At 41.0% G+C, this 22,335-nt stretch carries 14 protein-coding genes; 7 read left to right on the plus strand and 7 right to left on the minus strand.

The window, feature by feature from the left end; genetic code table 11:
• Nucleotides 1-2: 2 nt before the first annotated feature.
• From ACXAFE_RS16515 to ACXAFE_RS16535, 5 genes are all read right to left on the minus strand, one after another.
• Complete coding sequence (locus ACXAFE_RS16515; protein ID WP_475154952.1) at nt 3-773, minus strand: hypothetical protein; 771 nt, start codon at nt 771-773, stop codon at nt 3-5.
• A gap of 213 nt (nt 774-986) precedes the next feature.
• Nucleotides 987-3,134 (minus strand): alkaline phosphatase family protein, encoded by a 2,148-nt coding sequence (locus tag ACXAFE_RS16520; protein WP_475154956.1) that lies wholly within the window; start codon nt 3,132-3,134, stop codon nt 987-989.
• 238 nt (nt 3,135-3,372) lie between these two features.
• Complete coding sequence (locus tag ACXAFE_RS16525) at nt 3,373-3,765, minus strand: hypothetical protein (protein ID WP_475154959.1); 393 nt, start codon at nt 3,763-3,765, stop codon at nt 3,373-3,375.
• A 492-nt stretch (nt 3,766-4,257) separates the two neighbouring features.
• Nucleotides 4,258-4,635, minus strand: a complete 378-nt coding sequence (locus ACXAFE_RS16530) for a hypothetical protein (protein ID WP_475154963.1) — start codon at nt 4,633-4,635, stop codon at nt 4,258-4,260.
• Nucleotides 4,636-4,828: 193 nt separating this feature from the next.
• Entirely contained in the window at nt 4,829-5,056 is a 228-nt protein-coding gene (locus tag ACXAFE_RS16535) for a hypothetical protein (protein ID WP_475154967.1), read from the minus strand.
• A gap of 484 nt (nt 5,057-5,540) precedes the next feature.
• On the opposite strand from ACXAFE_RS16535, the gene ACXAFE_RS16540 reads away from it, so the two are divergent.
• Nucleotides 5,541-6,170, plus strand: coding sequence for a LysE family translocator (locus ACXAFE_RS16540; protein WP_475154970.1), 630 nt, complete (start codon nt 5,541-5,543; stop codon nt 6,168-6,170).
• On the opposite strand, the gene ACXAFE_RS16545 is transcribed toward ACXAFE_RS16540, so the two are convergent.
• On the minus strand, nt 6,167-7,321 hold the full coding sequence (locus tag ACXAFE_RS16545; protein ID WP_475154974.1) for a murein transglycosylase domain-containing protein: 1,155 nt from the start codon (nt 7,319-7,321) through the stop codon (nt 6,167-6,169). The two genes, ACXAFE_RS16540 and ACXAFE_RS16545, sit on opposite strands and share 4 nt — an antisense overlap.
• 166 nt (nt 7,322-7,487) lie before the next feature.
• On the opposite strand from ACXAFE_RS16545, the gene ACXAFE_RS16550 reads away from it, so the two are divergent.
• The 6 genes from ACXAFE_RS16550 (at nt 7,488) to ACXAFE_RS16575 (ending at nt 20,062) form a co-directional block, all read left to right on the plus strand.
• Nucleotides 7,488-8,435, plus strand: coding sequence for an alpha/beta fold hydrolase (locus ACXAFE_RS16550; RefSeq protein ID WP_475154977.1), 948 nt, complete (start codon nt 7,488-7,490; stop codon nt 8,433-8,435).
• A 79-nt stretch (nt 8,436-8,514) separates the two neighbouring features.
• On the plus strand, nt 8,515-9,069 hold the full coding sequence (locus tag ACXAFE_RS16555; RefSeq protein WP_475154979.1) for a rhomboid family intramembrane serine protease: 555 nt from the start codon (nt 8,515-8,517) through the stop codon (nt 9,067-9,069).
• A gap of 271 nt (nt 9,070-9,340) precedes the next feature.
• The gene (paeA, locus tag ACXAFE_RS16560) at nt 9,341-10,669 is read left to right on the plus strand and encodes a polyamine export protein PaeA (protein ID WP_475154982.1); all 1,329 of its coding nucleotides are present in this window, start codon (nt 9,341-9,343) and stop codon (nt 10,667-10,669) included.
• A gap of 16 nt (nt 10,670-10,685) precedes the next feature.
• Nucleotides 10,686-11,168 carry an MgtC/SapB family protein gene (locus ACXAFE_RS16565; RefSeq protein ID WP_475154984.1) on the plus strand — a complete coding sequence of 161 codons (483 nt, stop codon included), beginning with the start codon at nt 10,686-10,688 and terminating at the stop codon, nt 11,166-11,168.
• A gap of 715 nt (nt 11,169-11,883) precedes the next feature.
• A complete protein-coding gene (locus tag ACXAFE_RS16570) occupies nt 11,884-18,909 on the plus strand; it encodes an Ig-like domain-containing protein (protein ID WP_475154986.1) in 7,026 nt (2,341 codons plus the stop codon).
• Nucleotides 18,910-19,033: 124 nt separating this feature from the next.
• Nucleotides 19,034-20,062: an NAD(P)H-dependent flavin oxidoreductase gene (locus tag ACXAFE_RS16575; RefSeq protein WP_475154989.1), complete on the plus strand. Its 1,029-nt coding sequence runs from the start codon at nt 19,034-19,036 to the stop codon at nt 20,060-20,062.
• 77 nt (nt 20,063-20,139) lie between these two features.
• Here the strand turns inward: ACXAFE_RS16575 and ACXAFE_RS16580 are convergent, their stop codons facing one another.
• Nucleotides 20,140-22,179: a S9 family peptidase gene (locus ACXAFE_RS16580; protein ID WP_475154991.1), complete on the minus strand. Its 2,040-nt coding sequence runs from the start codon at nt 22,177-22,179 to the stop codon at nt 20,140-20,142.
• Nucleotides 22,180-22,335 lie beyond the last annotated feature (156 nt).

A 22,335-nucleotide genomic window follows, 5' to 3' on the forward strand; every position in this document is an offset into this window, starting at 1 on the left:
TTTTAAAACCTAAACTCTACATTTAAATGAGCACCAGTCTCATTATTAGTGCGTTCAAACCAATCGGCACGATGATGCACAATTTCTCCGGTGACTGCGAGCCAAGTTAACAATTCATACTCTAACGCCAAACTTAAGCCATACGCATTACCTTTGTCTGAAAAGTAAGACCCTACACAGGTTTTATCCCAGCCACAGCCCTCATTAATGGTTTTATTTTGCGCCACATCATAGTGTTCGATTAGATAATATTTACCCTCTACATCACCATTTTGATAAAACACACTACCGTACAACAACGCTTGGCGATTAAAGCGATACCCTGCAATCAGCGACAAATCATAACTTTTTTGTTCCATTGACCAATCATTATATTGCTTTGTAGCGCTTTCGCTGCGCTTAGCCCAAATATAACCAAGGCTGCCAGCTAACGACAGGTTGCCCGCTTTTTTCTCTTCAAGCGGTGCGCCTAACATTTGGTATTTTAAGCTAACTTGATTTTCACCGTTATCAACAAAACGTGCCTCAAAACCTTTACCTAGTGTCATCGCCGCTGAGAAACGCAGCGTATTATCTCGTTCGCTCTTTTTATTTTTATTTATGGCGATTTGGTTTGAGCTATCAGAGCCTGCGGTAATGTTAAAATGGAAAGGTTGGCTATTAACTTCGGAGCTATTAAATCGCGCCATGCGTGGTTTTACTTCAGGCGTCGATTCACAGCCTGCAAGCACAATACTTGATAATACCGTGCTTATGACAATCAGCTTGTTCAAAAGAAAGTCCTTTTAAATAAAATAGGTGCCAATAATACGGTGATTTTCTTTTCTAATTCAAACCATTGTGTAAATAAACGTAATAAGCGGTCATAATTAAAACGCCTTGTAAATCGATGACTACAACGCGGCTTACAACATCAATAGCACGTAATACTGTAAAGAGATAAAATTCACTAACCCATTACCAAAGCGGTAATGGGTTAGTGTTAACTAGAGTAGTTCAATACGAAATGTGTCCATATTTGGTGTGCAATCCCACTTGGCATTTCGCTCATTACTAAGTTTAGATGCATCCCACTCCAAGCCACATGTCTGGCCGCTTGCTTCGGTGACAATACGTGTTTGATTACTTTCATTCATCAGCCAAATTGAGATTAAGTCACCCGATGAGTTTTCATCAAATTTTGCATTGCGTTCATTAGCATGCTTAGATGAATCCCATTCAAATGCGCCTTTATTACCATTGGCGACTAAATAACCATCAGCAATTAATTTGTTGCCATCGTTAGTGATGCCCGTAACTGTAAACGTCATTGGATCGGCATTGCCAGTACAATCCCATTTTGCATTACGCTCATTAAAAAAGCGGTTGTTATCCCATTCCAAACCACACGTTTCGCCGTTAACTTCGGTTGTGATCACCAAAGACACATCTTGACCAACTTGAATGTTTGATTGCTGGGTTAAATAGCGATTTTGCACATTGTTAAGTAGGGTGTTTAATTCAGTACCTTGCCCTTTGTTATAAATAGTGCGCACTTCATCAAGGCTTAGCGCACGGCGCCACATGGCAAAATCATCCAAATCGGCTTTTAAATTATAAGTATAATTACCGGTACCATCTTGCCCAATATTCCAATTAAGCTCTGAGTTAATATCACCCACATTAGCAATATCACCAGCGATAATATTAAGCTCCCCCGTTGGACTTCCCGCGTACATAGTGGCAACACCGTTACGGTCAAACGTTGCAACCAGTAACCACCAGCCATTAAAGCTGTAATCGATTGGATCGATGTCTTTTCTGTCAGCACCTGATGACGCTAAATTAATGCCAAAGTCATCGCCATTGCCTTCGTTAGCAAGTAATAATGTGCCGCGATTAGCCCCACTTGCCCAGTTTTTATTACCAACAATCACGGGATCGCCGGCTTGGTCGCCACTCACTCTAAACCAAGTCATCAAGGTAAAGTTTGTATCTGAGCCAAAATCCAATTCTGTTGGTTTACCTAGTGTCAGGTATTCTTTGTCGTCGTTAAGCTTTACATATTGACCAAACTTACCACCCGCTTGCAAATTTGGTGTGCCCCCGCCTACTTGAGCGTGAAGCGAATTACCTGATGCATCAAGATAGTTGCCATCAAATGGTAAATAGGTTTTAAGGTCTTGCTTTATGCCATTATCGTTAACAACACGCAATAAGTTACCCTGCACAGCACCATCCATATTTTCCGGCACCGCTAAACCATGGTGGGCAAGTACTGTAGGCGCTGCATCATAATTATGAGGAACGCCCGCTAAATACCCTTGTTTAGCGGTTTTAGATGACACTAAAAATGGAATCGTATAGTTATCTGCTGCATGAATACCGTGCGATGAACCACGTCCACCGTGATCAGATGTCAGAACAATTTGCCAATCTTCACTGTCAAAGTTAGGACGATTTTTAATGGCAGCCAATATGCGACCAATTTGACTATCAACATCGTTTATTTCATTAATGTAACCGTCATCTGACGCCGCAAAACAACATGCATGCCCTGCACCATCTACGTCATCGAGAAATAGAAATAATGCATCGACATTAGTCCCGTGCTGCCAATTTGACGCTGTAAAAGTGCCATTAATGATATCAATCGCATTTTGTGTATTCGTTGCATCATCTGCATCTATTTTTACGTCTGCGCTATTGGTAATTTGCATATCGGTGCTCCAAGTCACCAAATACGCAGTGTTAAGTGTTGGGTTTGCTTGCTCTAATAAGGTTAAATAATGTGGGTACGTGGCATAATTGCCCCCTGCCACATCATTATTACCTGTTACACCACTTTTACTTGATGTAACCCCTGTCATAATACCCACATGATTAGGACCACTGTTTGGCGCTGCGTCCTTCATAGTTTGCGCATAATGTGCAAATGCGGTGTTATAGCCATTCGCCCAATTTCCACTAATCAAGTTATCAAGATTAGGAGTATGCGCATTTTCAATACCGTCGCCACGTAACCCATCAACGGCTATCAGCAATGAATGTGTTTTTGCTAAGACAGAAGTGGACATTGCCACACCAGCAATCAACAACAACACTTTCGCGATTTGCTTTATTGGGTAACTGCACGACATGTTTTTTGTTTTCATAGTAATTCCTGTTAGTTTGACTTTTAAATTGGTCTAGACCAAATAAAACTTTATAGCTAACGTATTACTATTAAGTGATTTTGAAGTGACAAAGGAGTAACAATTTGATTAAAAATACACCAAAGCGTAATGAGTGGTTGTAAATTAAATCCAAGCTCCATTTAACAGGCTAATAAGGAATGCTTTGTAAACCCCAGCGATAAAAGCAATAGCGGCAATTTAGAACAACCTTTAAACTTCACCTCCACCAACCAAAAATTGAATTTGCGCCAAGTAAGCTGCCTAACCCAATAATAATGAGCACGATAGAAGGCAAAGCATGTGAAAATACGTTATTGATGCGTACACGTGGATGTTTGCCTTCTTCACCTACCAACACTTCAACGTTATCGTTTATATGATAAAAAGCTGCAATCACCGCATCTTCACATAAGAATTCTCTTCTTTCGTGATTATCGAAGTATTCAATTAACAAATGCTTATTGCGTGCACCGTTAGATACGCCATCATGATTTCTGATTACCAAATCGATTACGACACCTTTATAAATGTTGGCTTTTGAACGAAACCGTATGCGCCTTACAAGTAACCAAGCTGCCATACACAAACACACCACATTAACAAAAAGCATGTAATAACCCATTAGCGCTTGCCTATAGTCGGTCTATCTTTACTAAAGAACCCTATCCACGTTGAAACAACGAACAAAAGTCCGTCAATAATAGCGCTTGTGTAAAATTTAAAAGGCTGCTCAGTCGCATTGACTATGACTTCGTTACCCTGAACGCGATAGGAATAATCACCATCTAACATGGTTAACAGCCCCAGTGCAGTAGCGATACTGAAAACACGAAAAAACCAGCGTGTACGCCGTTCGGTATACACTAGCGTGTTGCCTTAGTTATTAAAATTTTCTTGACCATTCTTTATAAACGTAACCGCTCAATTAGAGATTAAGTTACTGTACACAAAATTTAGTGATATGTAGAAACGTATTAAGTAAGGAAGTTTTTCAAAAACACATTATCAGCTTCGTCGAAAATCGGCTTTAATAAAATGTGACATGTCTTGAGTTTGGAATACTCCCAAAACCCATTAAACATAGTTTAGATTGCTAAGTAGATTAGATGTTGCAGTCATACTGCGAAAGCCAACTTTCTGCTTCTTGTTCTGTAGTGACTTTAAGAAACGGAATATTTGTATTTTCAATATGATGTTGAATGTGCTGACCTTGCTCTTTGCTATCAACCAGCCAACACTCCGCTATTTGATTGCTTCTTGCAAGTTGAATCGTTTTGTTATGTTTATAGTTAATAACCTCTTCAGACACTCGCCATCCACGTAAATCGGCAAAGAGCGCCCAAGGAGCATTTTTAACCCGCGAAATGGTTTCATCAAGCAAGGTTAAATAACCAATATCAGCTTGAATATCCCAATCACCTGCAATCTTAACGACCACAAGATTATGTTTTAATGTCACGCTATAAACAGGTTCAATCATAGTTTAAACAACAGCTACTTTTTATTACTTGAAGTAAGTTATTAACTTCACACTCTTTATACAAGAATAGCGCTTATGCATTGTAAAAACGAACATTTAATTGGGTAGGCAAACAGAGTTTTGAAACGTGTTAAACACCTAACGAACGGTAATTTTGTATTTACGCAAAAAAGCCAGCAAATGCTGGCTTACATTATTTCTCGTTTTGCTCGTCACTTGCTTCGGCTTTTTGTTCTTTTTGCTGCTTTACAATGGCAACGGTTTGCTCAATTTTTGGGTCAGGTAACACCATGTGAACTAATGCCCCAAAAACATACGCGCCGGTTTTGCGTTTTTTCGCCCAACCAACCATTTTCCAAAACAAAAACATTAAAAATGCCCAAACAAAAACTAGCACAAAAAGTGTGATTGCTTGTGTCATAACGTTTCCTTTTAAAAATTTAAATTTAGTGACAAAGGACGCGTTATATATGGCTATAAGATTTGTTAAAGAGGTAGGTATCGCGCTTTAAAAAGCTAATAAAAGGGGGCACATAATCGTAACGTGTGGCAACAAATTGCAACAAGCTTTTAAACTGAAGTTTGGTAGTGAAAGTATAAGCTGTGTTTTTACGAATATATTTGTTGTGTGAAACCAACTTTGATGCGGCTTCACGCATTGCCGGTTGAGGCCGCTCGGAGATTAACGTGCGGGTTAAATTAAATGGCAGCAGCGCTGATATTACAACTAACAGCAGTAAGAGTGTTTTTATTATGTGTACGCTACGTTTATCCATATTCTTTTAATAAGGCCATTTTTAGATAATTCAAATTGTTAAAGTTGAAAAATTTAAATACTGCAAAATTTTTAATTACCGCACTGCAAATTACCTGTTAACTTAAACAAAAACCGCTTAGGAATAACAATGGATATAAATACCTGGGTTATGTACTTTTTGTCGGTGTTGGTGCTAACCGCATCACCTGGGCCAAGCGCGTTATTTTGTATGACACGCGCGGTAAGTTCCGGCACGCTCGGCGGTTTTATTGCTGCACTTGGCAGTTTAATTGCTATTACTCTTATTCTTACGCTTTCATTTACCGGATTAGGCGTGCTTATCGCAACATCGGAGCTTGCGTTCACACTAGTAAAATACTTAGGTGCTGCATATTTGGTTTATTTGGGAGTTCAGTCGTTTCGCTCAAAAGCGGATAATTTAGCAAAAGTAGCAGCCAATTCATCAAACAAACGGTTACTAACAGATAACTTTTTTCAGGGCTTTATTGTCGGTGCAAGTAACCCTAAAGCAATTGTCTTTTTCACTGCCTTGTTTCCACAATTCATCAATCCAAATGACTCTTTGCTTAGTCAGTACAGTATCTTCGCCATTACCTTTATGTTGTTAGAGTTAAGCTGGTTAATGTTTTACGTATTGCTCGGCGTTAAATCGTCAAATTGGTTGTATCGCAATAACAGAATGCGTGTTTTTAACAGATTAACCGGATCTGTATTTATCAGCGCAGGAACCTTGTTATCATTATCAAACCGCAGCTAGTCATATTTCTGTTTTGCGTTTGTTACTTTCTCTAGATATCTGCGGGACTCTTGACGTGGGTGGTGATAGCGCAAACGTTGATACACCGCATGTGGGTTTTGTCGATTAATCAGTTTAATCGCGGTATCGCGATTGCTGTGATAGGTTTTTAACACATTGCCCGCGCCACCGTTGTAGGCTGAAATAACCGTATATTCTCGACTTTTTTTATTCGCCACAGCTTTTAGGTAACGGGTGTTTAAAATCTTTAAGTAAGCGGTGCCAATATCAATATTATAGTGTGGCTGCATAAGCTGTGCTTTGCTTGGTTGCCCAGCTTTTCCTTTTTCAAGTTTGAATACATCTCGCCCTGCAGTTGCAGGTATTATTTGCATTAAACCATACGCATTAGAACGACTTACCGCATACGGATTAAACGCGCTCTCAGTTTCAATCACCGCATAAATAAGTGCAGCATCAATATTATAACGTTTAGCTGCAGCTAACACCGCATTGCTGTACTTTAAATGACGTAAATGCTGATGTTCATTAACGAGTTTAAAACTTACAGAACTAAACTGACGGTTGTCATCGTGCTCTACCTTTGTATAGTGATCCACCAGATAATTTGCGTAACGCCTTGCGCGCCATTCAAAGCGCACTAATTCGCCGTCATGGTCGCGAACTTGCGGATATAAAAATGGCTCACCACTTAGGTTGGGGACATTACTTGAAAATATATCGGTTGTTGACGGATCGTCGGTTGTTAGTAGTGTTTCAAACACTGCCTGTGCCAGTTTTGAAGCTGTTTTTTTTGTAGCAATGGTTTCTACTTTTACTGTGCCTTTTTCAAAATCGACAATAGCGCGCGCTTGATAATTGTTTGAATACTTTACATAGCGTTTATTACTTGGCAGCGAGCTGTGTTTATTGCCCCAAATACGTTTAATGATGGTATCTAGCTCATCAAAAAGTTGCCTTATTCGGCGCGTATCCGTTTCAATAGCGGCTGTTGATTGTTCAACACCTTTGGCGATGGCAACAATATCATGGGGGTTTTGTTCAATTTGCTTAGAGAGTTTTTCCAGTGCTCTGGGCGATTTTACATCGACGGTCGATTTACAACTTGCAACACTTAACAACAACCCAATTAATAGTATTCTGTATTGCATGCCCAGACCTACGCCTTTGTAAACTTAAGGTTAGTGTAAAATAAAACACTTTTAAATCAATATAAAACATTAGTAATCGCTAACGCCTAGCGTGCTATCGCGTTGTCATTTATCTGAAAACTAGCTTTGATACTTTACAGTTATATTGCCAAATTAGCGGTAACTTATGCCGAGTGTACGACTAAAAAGTGGTGTGCGCCTCCACTATGAAGACTACGGCGACCCGACACACCCCGCAGTTATTCTCATTATGGGTTTAGGTGCACAAATGACGGTTTGGCCAGATCCGTTCTATTACGGATTAGCACAAAAAGGGCTGCGGGTGATCCGATTTGATAATCGCGATGTGGGGCTTTCAAGTCATTTTGATCAATGTGGCAACCCTAACCTGCTAAAGATTTGGTTAACAAAGCCCTTCAATAAAGGAGCCTTAGCACCCTATACGCTTGATGATATGGCATATGATGTTGTTGGGCTGATGAAGGCACTTAAAATTAAAAAAGCCCATATAGTTGGTGCATCCATGGGCGGTATGATTGGGCAAATTATTGCAGCTAAGCATAAAAAGAAAGTGCTTAGCCTAACCTCTATTATGTCCTCGTCTTACAATATTCCCCTTTCTAAACAAGGCTTAAAGGTGTTGTTTACACTCGCTAAACATCAACCCAAAAGCGTATGTAAAGATGCATTTATAAATTACACGGTAAAATTAAATCAGCTGATCGGTAGTCCTAATTTCCCGCAAAATGAGCAAGCGCTGTATCAACAAGCCAAACAGAATATAGAGCGCAGCCTCAACCCCAATGGCATAAAACGACAACTTGCTGCGATTGCGGCAAGCCAAAATCGCAAGCACTTATTAGCTGCGATCAAAGTGCCTACACTTGTTATTCACGGTGAGCACGATCCAGTTATTCCTGTTCAAGCGGGCTATCAAACGGCACAAGCAATTAAACGTTCAAAATTAAAATCCATCAATGGCATGGGGCATGACTTTCCCCCTGAATTAATGACCAAATTAACCAGGTGGATATATAAACACGTGCAAAAGGCGCAAAAACGCCATTTAAAAAAGCAAATGGCAAAGCAGCATTTAGCCAACATTCAGAATTAGTGGTTGCCAATACCATTGAAAACGATAGAGTGAGTTACTACAAATCAAACAACGTACATAACTACGCATAAAACGCATCATGCATATAAAGCAGCCTATAAGAATTATTTTTGCACTACTTGCTATTTTGTTCAGTGTGCAACTCGTAAATGCCATTAGCCAAGGCGCGGTATCGGGTTTAGGTATATACCCCAGAACGCTAAACGGCTTAGCAGGAATTATCTTTGCGCCGTGGATCCATCACAGCTGGCAGCATTTATTATCAAACGCAGCTCCGCTCGCAGTGCTTGCGTTTATTACATTACAACAAGGATTAAAGCGCTTTATATTAGTGTACTTATTTATTTCAATTGTTGCTGGTAGCGCTGTATGGGTCTTTGCCTTTGACGGGTACCACGCGGGTGCAAGTACCATGGTATTTGGCCTTGTTGCCTATATTCTAAGCAATGCCATATTTAGCCGAAATATTTTTAACCTGATCCTCGCCATTATCATCTGTTTTTTATACGCAGGTGTAATTTATTCGCTTACGCAATTTATTCCGGGTGTGAGTTGGAGCAGTCATTTCTTTGGTTTTATTGCCGGACTTATTGCGGGAAAAGTTTTTAATAGCGCCCCGCAAAAGCACCCTTAATACATTGTTTATTAATGAAAATTTAATTATTAAAAAATAGATTGCAGCGCGCTTTGTTTTGCATAATAATTGCGCGCTTTTATCACCTTTCAGATAAGTTCCAATTCGCATGTTTTTAAGCCTAAAAACACCGCTGAAAGCACTAAAAGCGTCACCCAAGGCGTGAAAATACAGCAACTAATACCTGATTGCTGCTTCTCCACCGGACTGTGTCAAAATTAACTCGTAACGCGAATTGGTCAATTATGCTCACATCTAGTTGGAGAATAAAATGAGTGATTTATTGGGTATTAGTTTGCTTATTCTGTTCGGCGCGTTATTCGCTATGTCGGAGATAGCCATTGCTGCCGCCCGTAAAATTAAGTTACGTGTTATGGCTGACGAAGGCAGTAAAAATGCGAATGCTGTGCTTAAGTTACAAGAACAACCCGGCGGATTTTTTGCGATGATCCAAATCGCGTTAAACGCGATTGCCATTCTTGGCGGAATAATTGGCGAGCAAACCTTAACACCTTACACATCAGAGCTTGTTAGCCTAGTGTATACCGGTGATTTAGCGGGACAAATTAGCTTTTTGCTGTCGTTTTTGATTATTACATCGCTGTTTATTCTGTTTGCTGATCTATTGCCTAAACGCATTGCCATGATTATGCCTGAAACGGTTGCGTTACGAGTGGTTAACTTAATGAACTGGTTAACACTTGCACTAACACCCTTTGTGATTTTATTTAATGGCATTAGCAATATTGTGCTGCGGATTTTTAAGCTACCGACCCAGCGAGAAGAAATCGTTACAACGGAAGACATTGTGGCGGTAATGGAAGCTGGAGCACAAGATGGTTCATTGCAACAGCAAGAGTATCGTTTGATTGGTAACGTGTTTGAATTAGAAGCACGCACTTTGCCAACGGTTATGACGACGCGCGAATCGATTGTCTTTTTTGATATTAACGAAGATAGTGAGCGTATTTGCAGCAAAATTCTAGCTCATCCGCACAATCAATTTTTAGTATGTGATGGTCAGTTAGATAAGCTTGTTGGCACAATTGAATCTAAAGTAATTCTTAAACAAATTCTTGAAACGGGTAAAGCACACCTTAATCCCGATATTTTAACTAAAGAGGTTGTTTACTTACCCGAAACCTTAACGCTATCGGAAGCGCTCAACGCGTTTAAATCGGCATCGACGCAATTTGCTGTGGTGGTAAATGAATACGCGTTAATCGTTGGCGTTGTCACTATTAAAGACTTAATGAGTTGTTTCATGGGGGATTTAGTGCAATTTGATGGTGAAGAGCAAATTGTTAAGCGCGACGCGAACTCGTGGCTTGTTGATGGTGCAACACCTATAGTTGATTTAATGAAGTTACTTAAAATTGATGAATTCCCTGATGAAAGTCAGTACGAAACAACAGCAGGGTTTATTATTTACAAGATGAAGCGCATTCCAAAGCGCGCGGATTTTGTCACCCATGCAGGTTATAAATTTGAAGCAGTAGACATAGATGGCATTCGAGTCGATCAGCTGTTGATCACTCGTTTGCTTGATGAAACATTAATTGACCCTAAACCACAGCATCAAACTGATGCGAATACGTAATTAATACGGATAACAATTGGATATTATTAGCTATTTATCAATAAGCCCATTTCAATGGACAAAAGTTGGCGCTGCAATTTGTTGCGGCTTTATTATTGGCTTAGAACGTCAATTACGCGGCAAGCCTGTGGGTATTAGAACATCGGCCCTTATTGTGCTTGGTACTTACATGTTTATCGCCGCGTCAAACTCACTGAATAATAATGTCACTGATACATCGCGTATTATCGGTCAAATTGTCACTGGCGTTGGCTTTTTAGGTGCCGGTGTTATGCTTGCTAAAGACGGTATTGTGGTTGGCGTTACCTCAGCTGCAACTATTTGGGTACTCGCCGCAATAGGCGTTGCGATTGATATTTCGGGCGAACTAGGCGCAATTAAATTGAGTATTTTAGTTGTCGGCATTTTATACGGTGTAGACGTGCTAGAAGACTATTTTACCTCACTTACTCGCGGCGTTCATGCACGCTTTAATGGTTGGAAAAAACGCAATAAGTAGCGCGTCAAGCGCTACTTATTCGCTAAAGACTAAACACCTATATCTTTTCGTAGAGTGAAAAATTACGTTTAAAACAATCAATCTACCTTCGTAAAACACCTAGGGTCTGTTGACCTTTCAAGTTCGTTTTTGCAGCAGTTTGATTGGGTTTTATACAAGGCAGAGGCTGCGTGGCATAGTTATTCTATGTGAGCCAGCCGATAACACAGTAGAAAAGCCAATCAAGCGCTGCCGAACGGTTCTTTTGAGCGCACTTTTCTCATTGTTGCTCGATATTCGCTTAGATTACTAGGCCACACATCGAGCGCCGCGATAAAAGCACGCTCAAACAGAACAAAAATAGAACAGCAAAGATCAACAGACCCTAGTATTCCCTGCTTGCTCGATAACGAGCAACTAATCAATAAATTAGCGATTAAAAATATCCATATAGAAATTAAGGTTTCTGTATTTGATTATTTACATTTTTGCTATAGCTAAAGTCGACACATCATTATATACAGTCACTATTATGTACACGCCTGCCCTACTCCCCCTAAGCTTACTGGCTTTGGTTTTAAGTATCTAAAGAACTTAGAGAAATTTTTTCTGTTATAGAGTGTAATATTTTTCTAATCATTTTTTACGACAAACATTTTCATTACGTTTCAACTTAACGTAAAATCTCGGAAAAGATTTCCTTATATTTTACTCTGTTAGCCAGTTGGAGCCCCCTATGAAACTAAACGCTGTCAGAACCCTTGTATGTGCAGCTCTTGCTACGTCAGGTTTTTCGGCCTATTCACAATGCCACAGCCCGATTTATGGTATTGCTAGTGATGCAGGCCAAGGTGTTATTCACAAGCTCGATGAATACACAGGTCAAAGCCTGTCAAACTCAATCGCGCTGTATGATTCTGCCGCAATCGCACTCGATCAAGCATCACAGCGTTTATACTATGTTTCAGTTCCACAAAATAATGGCCACAGTTATCTTGCATATTATGATATTAACTCGGGTTCACATCATCAGGTTGGTAAAACTAAATTCACTTACCGCTTGGTAAGCGATCCGAGCCAAAATTTACTGTGGGCCGCACACGACGATACCTTATTCACCATAGATCCAACGACAGGCTATGTCGCAATTTATGGAGAGCTTACAGGCTTTCGCAATGAACAAGATAAAAACTGGGGTGATTTAACCTTTATTGGCGACAACTTATATTTGGTCAGTAAAAACAGTTTGTATCGCGTTGATACAACAGCGTTAACCGTTGAGATTGTTAACCAGCATAACCTAACATTAGCGACAGGGGCCGCTAAAAACCAGGTAGGCGAACTCATTTTTTCACGTCAGGATAATTTAGGTGGCTCTGAGTTTTTCGCTTACGACATGGGTAAATCATCACTTAGCTATTTATCAACCAGTGCTCACCGTTTTACCGATTTAGCATCGGCTAACTGTGGCAGTGATGGTTCAGATCATTCTGGTGGTGAAGACAGCTACTATAAAATCAGTGCAATTTACAGCCTAGATAAAAGCCCTGAAGAAGGTGATGAAGCGCACATCCGCGTTAAATTCAACAAAATCCTCGATGATGACAAAGATTTAAACTTAAAATTAAGCAGCGGTACCGCACAAAAAGGGCAAGATTTTAATACCACAGCGTTTATTTCATTTAACCGTGGCGAAAGCTATCCGTATTTAGTGGACTTAGCCAGCCCACAAAAGATCTCAGTGCCGCCAGGTGGTCGTCATATCGATATTTTGCTTGATTTAAATGATGACGGCAAAGATGAGGATACAGAATACTTCACGCTCGAAGCATGGCACAGAGATACACTGTCGGATCGCCTAACACTTAATCAAGATATTCTCGACCCATCAACTAACCAAGGTGATCTTCGCGTCAACGCAGTTTATTCACGTCATAGTGATGACCTTGTTGAAGAAGGCCGCACCATTAAATTCCGCTTGAAGTTCAATAAAGATTTAGTACTACCAACTTTACTAAACCTTGAGCTTGATGCACTTTCGGCTACGATGGGCGATGACTTTTCAGCCAATGCGAATATTTCATTCGACCGCGGTGAAACCTTTGTACAAAACGTAAACCTATCTTCGCGCAAAGAAATTTTGGTACCACCAGGTGGTCGCTATGTTGATATCCAATTTGAATCTTTTGAAGATGATATTGACGAAGGTTTTGAGGCATTAAAGCTTAATGCATGGCACCGTGCTGACCAATCTGATCATGAATTTGAAATTATCCGCATTCATGACGAAGACGCAGATCTTGATTTAGCAAAAGACGCGGTGCATTCGGTTTTTGCGCTCGATAGTAATGTAGAAGAAGGTGAATTTGTAACCTTTAGAGTTCAGTTTAATCAACCACTTAATGATGATGCAAAACTGCGTTTGCGTTTAAATGATGGCGCGGCAACCGCTCAACGTGACTACAATCCAAATGCAGAAATCTCGCTTGATGGCGGCGTTACGTGGCCAATGGAATACGATTTATCATCAAAACAACGCCCTCTTATTCCTGAGGGCACTGAATATGTGGATGTTCGCGTACATACTTTGCGCGACGATGAAGTAGAAAACAGCGAAGATTTCAATTTAACTGCCTACTTAATTAGCGGTGGCACGGATACACAAACAACAACAGTTACCATTTCAGATCGCACCGAAAATAGCGATGACTTCCCTGAAGTAAGTAGCATTACGGCAACGCCATTTAAAGTATCTGAAGGTAACTCAGCACTATTCAATGTGTGCTTAGACGGCACCACCACACAAACACAAGACTATTATTTAGAAGTAAACCCTGACACTGCGGTGCTTGCTGACATTGAACCCGTTGCCTTTATCAGCTTCGATCAAGGTATCACATTTAACACACAAATTGACCTATCGAACACTGCCACGGTTGCAGTACCACGAGGATTGCGTTGTTTTGATGTAAAAGTGACAACCGCTAACGACACTCTTGACGAACAACAAGAGCAGCTAGTACTTGCAGCTTGGGGTAAAGACGACGGCATCGACCGTAAAGCACAAGCGCTTATCATCGACAATGAAGTTCAGCAAACTGCACCAGAAGTAGCTGGCATTTTCCTTGATACAAAACAAGTAACCGAGGGTGAACCACACCTATTTACAGTAGTATTAGCGGAAGCAACCAGTGCACCTGCTGTTTATAAGCTTGCATTGAAAGATGACTCTGCAATACAAAATAAAGACTATGCTACCGAGGTAAACTACAGTACTGACAACGGCAGCACGTGGACAACCGCAACGATTACCAATGAGTTGGAAATCACTATTCCAGAAGGAATTAATCAGTTTAAGGTTAAGGTTGCAACATTAACAGACGAAGAAGCAGAAGACACCGAAACCTATAACTTCAGCGTTAATGAAGATACTATTGCAGCGCAAATTCTGGATAATCCAAATTCTATACCGGCACGCTTAATCGAAAATGCGCCGCGAGAGTATGAAGTTTCTGAAGGTAACTACGCGGTATTTGAGTTAAGTTTAGATAAACAAGTAGTCACGACACAAAACGTGTTTGTAGAACTAAAGTCAGACGATGCAACAGCAAATGACGATTTTGATCCTCAAGCCGAATTCTCATTTGACGATGGCGCTTTCTGGCAGACAATCGACCTTAGCGCAGCAAATTCATTCTTGCTTGAGAAAGATACGCAAGATTTCCTTGTTCGCGTATCGATTATTAAAGATCAACACGCAGACGAAGAAATTGAAACCCTGCAACTACATGCATGGACTCAGCAAGAGCAACTCGATTTAATTGAAGCGCCAGTATTACTTATTGATGCGACGCCTAAAAATGCGGTAATTGATTTTATCAGCACTGATAAAAACCCAATGATGGAAGGTGAAGAAGTCACTTTCAATGTTGTGTTTGACCGTAAGTTAGAGAAAACGCAATCACTCAGCTTCAATGTGATTGGTTTAAATGATACCACCAATGACGACTTCTTGAATTCAGGATACGTTTCACTTGATAACGGCGTTACGTGGCAAGAAATGTCGCTGGTTGAAAATAAATCAGTTAACGTACCAGCTGAGATTAAAAATGTATTAATTAAAGTAACGTCTTTAGTTGATGATAGCGTTGAAGAAAATGAAGCTTATGAGCTATCTGCATGGTTCGAAGAAACCAGCAAACACGCTAAAGCTGTATCAGTAACCGACGGCACAGCACCAAAACCACAAGTAATGTCGGTTATAGCAATGCCAGATCCTGTGTCAGAAGGTGCTACAACCACATTTGAGGTTACGTTAGATAGCAAAGTAGAACGCGAAATTAGCTTCCCGTTCCAGTTAGTTGACGGTAATGCGCTTGCACAAGAAGACTACGACACAACCGTAGAGGTAAGCTTTGACTTAGGCCAGAGCTGGCAAACAGTATTACTTGCTTCAACACAAGATATTACGTTACCTGAAAACACAGATACTGTACTTGTAAAAGTAGCAACACTCACGAATGACGAGTTTGAGCAGTCTGAAAGCTTTGCGTTAGTGGTAGATAAAGTGGTTGGCAATGTATTTATTAATGACGATGACAATGCCGAGCCAATCGCAAACCCAGATACCCTTGAAATCAATGAAGATGAGTTCGCTGAATCAATTGCCGTTATCGCAAATGATGAAGATCCAAACTTCGATCCGCTGGTTATTTTAGGTACGCCCACATCATTACACGGTGTAGTGACTGTAAACGACGACAACAGTATCAACTACCAACCAAACGCTGATTACAATGGTAAAGACATTATCATTTATAGCATTAGTGATGGTCGAGGTGGTGTAGCAACGAGCCAAGTTACCGTTGAGATTGCCGCTATAAATGACGAACCACGTCAAACAGAACGCACGCTTACAACAAAAGAAGATGTTGAGATTACCAATATTAACTTACTTGAAGGCGTAACTGATCCAGAAGGTGAAGCACTTTCAATTATTGGCAACCCAGTTGCAACAAACGGCCAGCTAATTGATGCCGGTAACGGACAGTTCACTTACAAACCAACTGAAAATTACTTTGGTGACGATGAAATCCTTTTCGTGGTAAGCGATGGTGAAACGGAATTAAACGCAAAGATTGCTGTAACAGTGGCACCTGTTAATGATTTACCTACCGCAGAAACTGCTTCGTTAACGGTTGCAGAAGACAGTGAAAACGAGATTGTTGATACCAGCCCTTATACCGATGATGTGGATGGTGATACGTTAACGGTAACAAATGCCACAGCTAACCACGGTGAAGTAAGCGTTAACCCTGATGGCACACTTAGCTATTCACCAAAAGAAAATTATGCTGGTAGCGATCAGATTAGCTATACGGTAGTCGATGGTAACGGTGGTTCGGTAGTTGGTATTATCAATGTACTTGTAACAGGTGAAACGGATGCACCAAACGCAAATAACGATGAAGCACAAACCGATGAAGACCAGAAAATCGATGTAATTGATGTGCTAGCAAACGATAGTGATCCTGACAACGATACATTAACAGTAACTCAAGCTGAGTCTGACAACGGTGTTGTTACTATCAATACTAACGGCACGCTAAGTTACCAGCCAAACGACAACTTCTTTGGTAAAGATACCATTCGCTACACCATTAACGATGGTGAATTAAGCGACAGTGCAGTGGTTATTGTTACGGTAAATGCGGTAAACGACGACCCAACAACAACTGAAAAAATCATTGAAGTTGATGAAGACTCTAAAAATAATGTCGTTGATTTAACTCAACATATTTCAGATGTTGATGAAGATCCTGCAAAAGCTGTATCGGCTACCGCGTTAAACGGTAGCGTAGAGGTAAAATCAGACGGTAGCTTACGTTATACACCAAACCTAAATTACTACGGTGACGATACCATCACTTACCAAGTAGAAGATGGTAAAGGTGGCACAGCAGAAGGTCTTGTAAAAGTAACCGTAAAACCACTTGATGATGCACCAATTACACGTAGTGATTACCTTTCAATCAATGAAGATGAATCAGTTACTGGCTTTGATGCACTGCAAAATGATGAAGACCCAGACGGCCAAGCAATTTCGTTAGTATCGGCAACAACTGCAAAAGGCAAAGTGACGGTTAACGGTAATCTTATTAATTACAAACCAGATGCTGATTTTTATGGCGAAGTCGGCATTGAGTACACCATCACTGATGGCGAAAACCAATCGACTGGCTACATTACAATTGATGTAATGCCTGTTAACGATGCGCCTACAATGCAACCAGCATCACTTGCTGTTGATGAAAACTCAAAAAATAACGCGATTAATATTCTCGATAAAATTGAAGATAAAGATGGCGACAACGCTAAGCCGGTTTCAGTATCAACTGATGACGGTACCGTTTCAGTAGATGGAAATGGCATTATTTACTTTACACCAACCAAAGACTTTGTTGGCACTGCGAAAATTGATGTCACAGTGTCAGATGGTAACGGTGGTTCAGTAACTGGTTCTATTACGGTAGTTGTAAACTCAGTAAATCAACCACCGGTGGCTGTAGATGATGGCATTCAAGCATTCCAAGACACACCACTTTACAACGTTGATGTACTATGGAACGACTCAGATCTTAACGGTGATGATTTAACGCTGATTTCTGCGGTTGCTAATCACGGTACCGTGGTAATTGATAGCAACCAAAACCTGACCTACACACCAGATGCTGGCTTCCATGGTCAAGATTGGATTACATACACCATCAAAGATCCTGAAGGTTTAACTGACAGTGCTTTAGTAGATGTACGTGTTAAACAAAACAACGCGCCGTCAGCAAATAACGATGTTGCAACAATTGATCAAGATACGTCGCTAACACGCTTCAATGTGCTTGCAAATGATAGCGACCAAGACTCCGATACCCTTAGCGTTACAAACGCTGTTGCAAACGTTGGCGTAGCACAGATAAACAGTGATAACACCATAACCTTTACTCCACCTGCAAACTGGGTTGGTAAAGCACGTATTACTTACACCGTGAGCGATGGTAAAACCAACGGTACAGCACAAGCGGTACTTGAAGTGACAGTACTTTCGACTAACCAAGCACCCGTTGCGAACCCAGATTCAGCATCGGTAACGCAAGGTGAGCGTTTATCGTCAATTAATGTACTTGGTAACGACAACGACCCTGATGGCGATACCCTAACCGTAACAAGTGTTAGTGCCAGCCACGGTATTGCAACAATTAACAGTAACGGTACAGTACGTTATCAAGCACCTGAAAATTACGAAGGTCTAGTGGTCGTTACATACGGTATTAGTGATGGCAAAGGTGGCACAGCTTCAAGCCAGGTGAACATCAACGTAACGAAAGCATTAGCCCAATGTATTACAGAATCTGGTAATGGCTTAACTTTTGCACCAGGTACCAGTATTGCATTTGCCCACAAACGTAGCGCTGATTATCAACAAGCGTATAAAGTGCTTTCTAATGGTACTGCGATATCCAATTGGCAATACCCAGAAAATACAAGCAGTTGGGTAGAACGCGCTACACTAACAGGTGGCAATACGTTCTCGATAACGTACAAGTTTAAAGAAAATAACCGTACGTGGAAGTATGGTAGTTGTGAAACCATTTTAGGTAGCAATAACACAGGTTACATAAACTGTGACGATACTGGTGGCGATGGCGACTATAATGATACGCAGCTTCGCTTCCGTATCACCAATGCAAATGGTGTGTGTAAATAACACTCGTTAAGTCAGCTTATTAAAGGCCTGCAATTGCAGGCCTTTTTATTGCCGAAAACTATTCCATCTTGGGTTAATAGTTTGTAAACTCTAACACATCTGACCAGTTAAGCAGGCAATACCTATGCAAACACGCATTACCGAACTTTTTGGCATTGAACACCCAATCGTATTACCCGGCATGAGCTGGATTTCAACACCAGAATTAGTCGCGGCCGTGTGTAATGCCGGCGGTTTAGGTATTTTGGCGTCAGGTCCACTTAGCCAACAACAAACCCGAGATGCAATTGCAACAATTCGCTCGCTTACCGATAAGCCATTTGGGATTGGCATTACGTTAATGATGCCTGGCGCGAAGCAAAACGCCAAAATCGCACTCGAGCTACAAGTACCTGTGATTAACTTTTCTCTTGGTAAAGGTGATTGGCTTGTCGAAGGCGCTAAGCAATATGGCGGTAAAGTAATCGCCACGGTGGTGACTGAAAAACATGCCCTTGCTGCACAAAAATCAGGGGTAGACGCACTGCTTGTGACCGGACATGAAGCAGCCGCTCACGGCGGCGAAGTTACATCGCTATGTTTAGTACCCAATATTGTCGATATTGTGGATATTCCTGTAATCGCCGCAGGTGGTTTTGCCGACAGTAGAGGTTTAGTGGCAGCTCTTGCCCTTGGCGCAGACGCTGTCGCAATGGGCTCTCGTTTTGCAACCAGTCTTGAAAGCCCGGTGCACCAAAATGTTAAAAATGCGGTGATTGAAAAGCGCGTCGCAGATACCATTTATTCCAAGAATTTTGATGGTCTTTATGCGCGCGTAATGAAAACACCCGCAGCACAAAAAGCCACTAGAAAACCAATGAACTTTTTAAGCGCCACCATTAAGTCATTTAAAGCAGCAAAAATGGTTGATATGCCGTTGTGGAAACTGCTTGTCGGCTTGATAGCCCAGTTTGATAAAATCAAAATGTTGTCATTATTTGGTGCCGCTACCGAAAAGCTTGAAGCTGCAACCATCGATGGCGATTTAGAAAACGGTGTGCAATTTATCGGTCAATCGCAAGGGGTTATTCATGAGGTTAAGTCGGTACAACAAATCATCAACGATGTTGTTTCAGGAGCCGAAACACGTATTCAAACACTTGCTAATAAATAAATTTAATGTGTTAACCCCAGTTAATTAATCAATAAAAAGCCCCGATATTTCGGGACTTTTATTACCTAAAACACACTTTATTCGGTGCGATATTTTTCAAACCACGCCATTATATTGCCAACTTTCTGGATCAAGTTACTTGGCCTTGCCGCAATACTATGACTTGCTTTAGGAATACGCACCATTGCCGAATCCACTTTACGCAGTTGTAATGCTTGATAATACTGCTCAGTTTCGCTCATCGGCGTACGCACATCTTCTTCGCCAGTTAATAACATTGTTGGCGTGGTGACATTGCCAACCAACGAAAGTGGCGAACGAGCCCATAAATGTTCAACATGATCCCATGGCATACCTGGCATCCAATATTTTGTAAAATACGAGTAACCATCCGCGGTCAAAGCAAAGCTCAGCCAGTTAATCACAGGCTTAGCCACTACCGCGGCCTTAAAGCGGTCAGTTTTACCCACAATCCAAGCAGTTAAAACACCGCCACCAGAGCCCCCCGTCACAAACAAGTTGTTACTATCAATATACGGTTTCGCAACCATGCCATCAACAACATCCATTAAATCGTTGTAATCTTGCGAAGGATAATTGTGATGGATAAGATTCGCGAAATCTTCACCATAAGACGTACTGCCGCGCGGATTTGCCCACACAACAACATAGCCTTTTGCAGCCATTAACTGCACTTCGGTACTAAAATTTGGACCATAAGCAGTATGTGGACCACCGTGAATTTCTAAAATCAGCGGATATTTTTTATTTTTATCAAAATTAGGTGGCAGCGCATACCAAGCTTGAATATCACGACCATCAACCGTTGATTTAACAGTGATTTCACCCATTTTAGCGGTTGTTTTATGGGCGAGTAAATCTTCATTTAATGAGGTAACTTTACGCGTTTTACCCTTTTTAACCATCGCAAGGTCGGCAGGTCGATTGGCATTGGCTAGTGTCACAACCAGTTCATTCGTATCTACTACCGCAAATTCACCCGAAGTATACGGACGCCCTAAAGACTGACCGCCCAGTTTGGCAATTTTCTCTGTGATTTTTCCTTTCAGATTGACGTAACCTACGTATTTTTGGCCAAAATCGTCATAGCTAAAGTAAAGACCACGGCCTTTTGTATCCCACTTAGGATTGCCTATTGGTCTATCGAGTTTCGCTGTTAAATTTTCAACATCAGAACCGTCATTGTTCATGATGAAAATGTCGTTGTTTTGGCTCGATAGTTTTTTATCATCAAAACGCAAATACGCAATTTTTTTACCATTTGGCGACATCACCGGCGCAGCATCAGGACCTTCACGCTTTGTCACATTAGTGGTTTCGCCCGTAGCAACATTAATTTGGTAAATGTCTGACTCACGAGGTCTATCTTGCCAATCAGGGTGGCGGTCGCCACTGATAAATATCTGCTCACCATCTTGGCTCCACGCAATATTGCCGCCATGGTGAAAATCGCCTGTAGTGATTTGACGAGGCGTACCGCCTTCTGCTGGCACAACATAAATATGGCGATAGCCATGGGGTAAAAACCCACGTCCGTCGCTACGATAACTCATCTGATCAATATACTTTGCAGTACCGGCCCAATTAGCCCCTTTTGGTTTCTTTGGCATTTCGCTAAAAATACCTTTCGCTTCTTGTGGTTTAAACATAGAAAACGCGATCCATTGACCATTTGGTGACCAACTTATATTACTTATGCCATGTTCTACATTCGTTACGCGAGCCGTGTCGCCACTTTGCAACCAACGCACATAAAGCTGATTATCGCCCTCTTCATTTGAAATATACGCCAGCTTTTTTCCATCCGGTGAAAAACGTGCCATGCGATACTGTGCCTTACCTGAAAGCAACGGCGTATGGGCATTGCTGCTGAGATTATACTGCCACAAGTTGATGCGTGTACTGTCACTCATAATGTCCATGCTGCGACGCTCATAAACAATACTGTCACCACTTGGGCTAACTTGAGGTGATGCTGCATATTCAATGTTAAACACATCTTCATATTGCCAAGTTGCATTGTCACTGGCAATTGCTGGGCCTACGCTCAAACTGACTAATCCTGCTAACAGCGTAGTTTTTATTATTTTACTCATAAAAAAGGGTCCATTTTTATTGGTTGCTTAGGCAATGTAGCAACTCAATTCATTTTTGCAACATGCCTAAGATAGACTGCATATTGACGGGTTTAAACGCGCTTTATAATTTAACATCATGTTATTAAAGTAGATTTATGCTATGCTTAATAGCGA

The sequence above is a fragment of the Pseudoalteromonas sp. ABV4_021 genome (assembly GCF_056159365.1).

Coding starts and splice junctions, on each gene's coding strand:
- ACXAFE_RS16525 (WP_475154959.1), bottom strand. CDS start 3,765: ATGCTTTTTGTTAATGTGGTGTGTTTGTGTATGGCAGCTTGGTTACTT.
- ACXAFE_RS16540 (WP_475154970.1), top strand. CDS start 5,541: ATGGATATAAATACCTGGGTTATGTACTTTTTGTCGGTGTTGGTGCTA.
- ACXAFE_RS16545 (WP_475154974.1), bottom strand. CDS start 7,321: ATGCAATACAGAATACTATTAATTGGGTTGTTGTTAAGTGTTGCAAGT.
- ACXAFE_RS16535 (WP_475154967.1), bottom strand. CDS start 5,056: ATGACACAAGCAATCACACTTTTTGTGCTAGTTTTTGTTTGGGCATTT.
- paeA (WP_475154982.1), top strand. CDS start 9,341: ATGAGTGATTTATTGGGTATTAGTTTGCTTATTCTGTTCGGCGCGTTA.
- ACXAFE_RS16550 (WP_475154977.1), top strand. CDS start 7,488: ATGCCGAGTGTACGACTAAAAAGTGGTGTGCGCCTCCACTATGAAGAC.
- ACXAFE_RS16555 (WP_475154979.1), top strand. CDS start 8,515: ATGCATATAAAGCAGCCTATAAGAATTATTTTTGCACTACTTGCTATT.
- ACXAFE_RS16570 (WP_475154986.1), top strand. CDS start 11,884: ATGAAACTAAACGCTGTCAGAACCCTTGTATGTGCAGCTCTTGCTACG.
- ACXAFE_RS16575 (WP_475154989.1), top strand. CDS start 19,034: ATGCAAACACGCATTACCGAACTTTTTGGCATTGAACACCCAATCGTA.
- ACXAFE_RS16520 (WP_475154956.1), bottom strand. CDS start 3,134: ATGAAAACAAAAAACATGTCGTGCAGTTACCCAATAAAGCAAATCGCG.
- ACXAFE_RS16530 (WP_475154963.1), bottom strand. CDS start 4,635: ATGATTGAACCTGTTTATAGCGTGACATTAAAACATAATCTTGTGGTC.
- ACXAFE_RS16580 (WP_475154991.1), bottom strand. CDS start 22,179: ATGAGTAAAATAATAAAAACTACGCTGTTAGCAGGATTAGTCAGTTTG.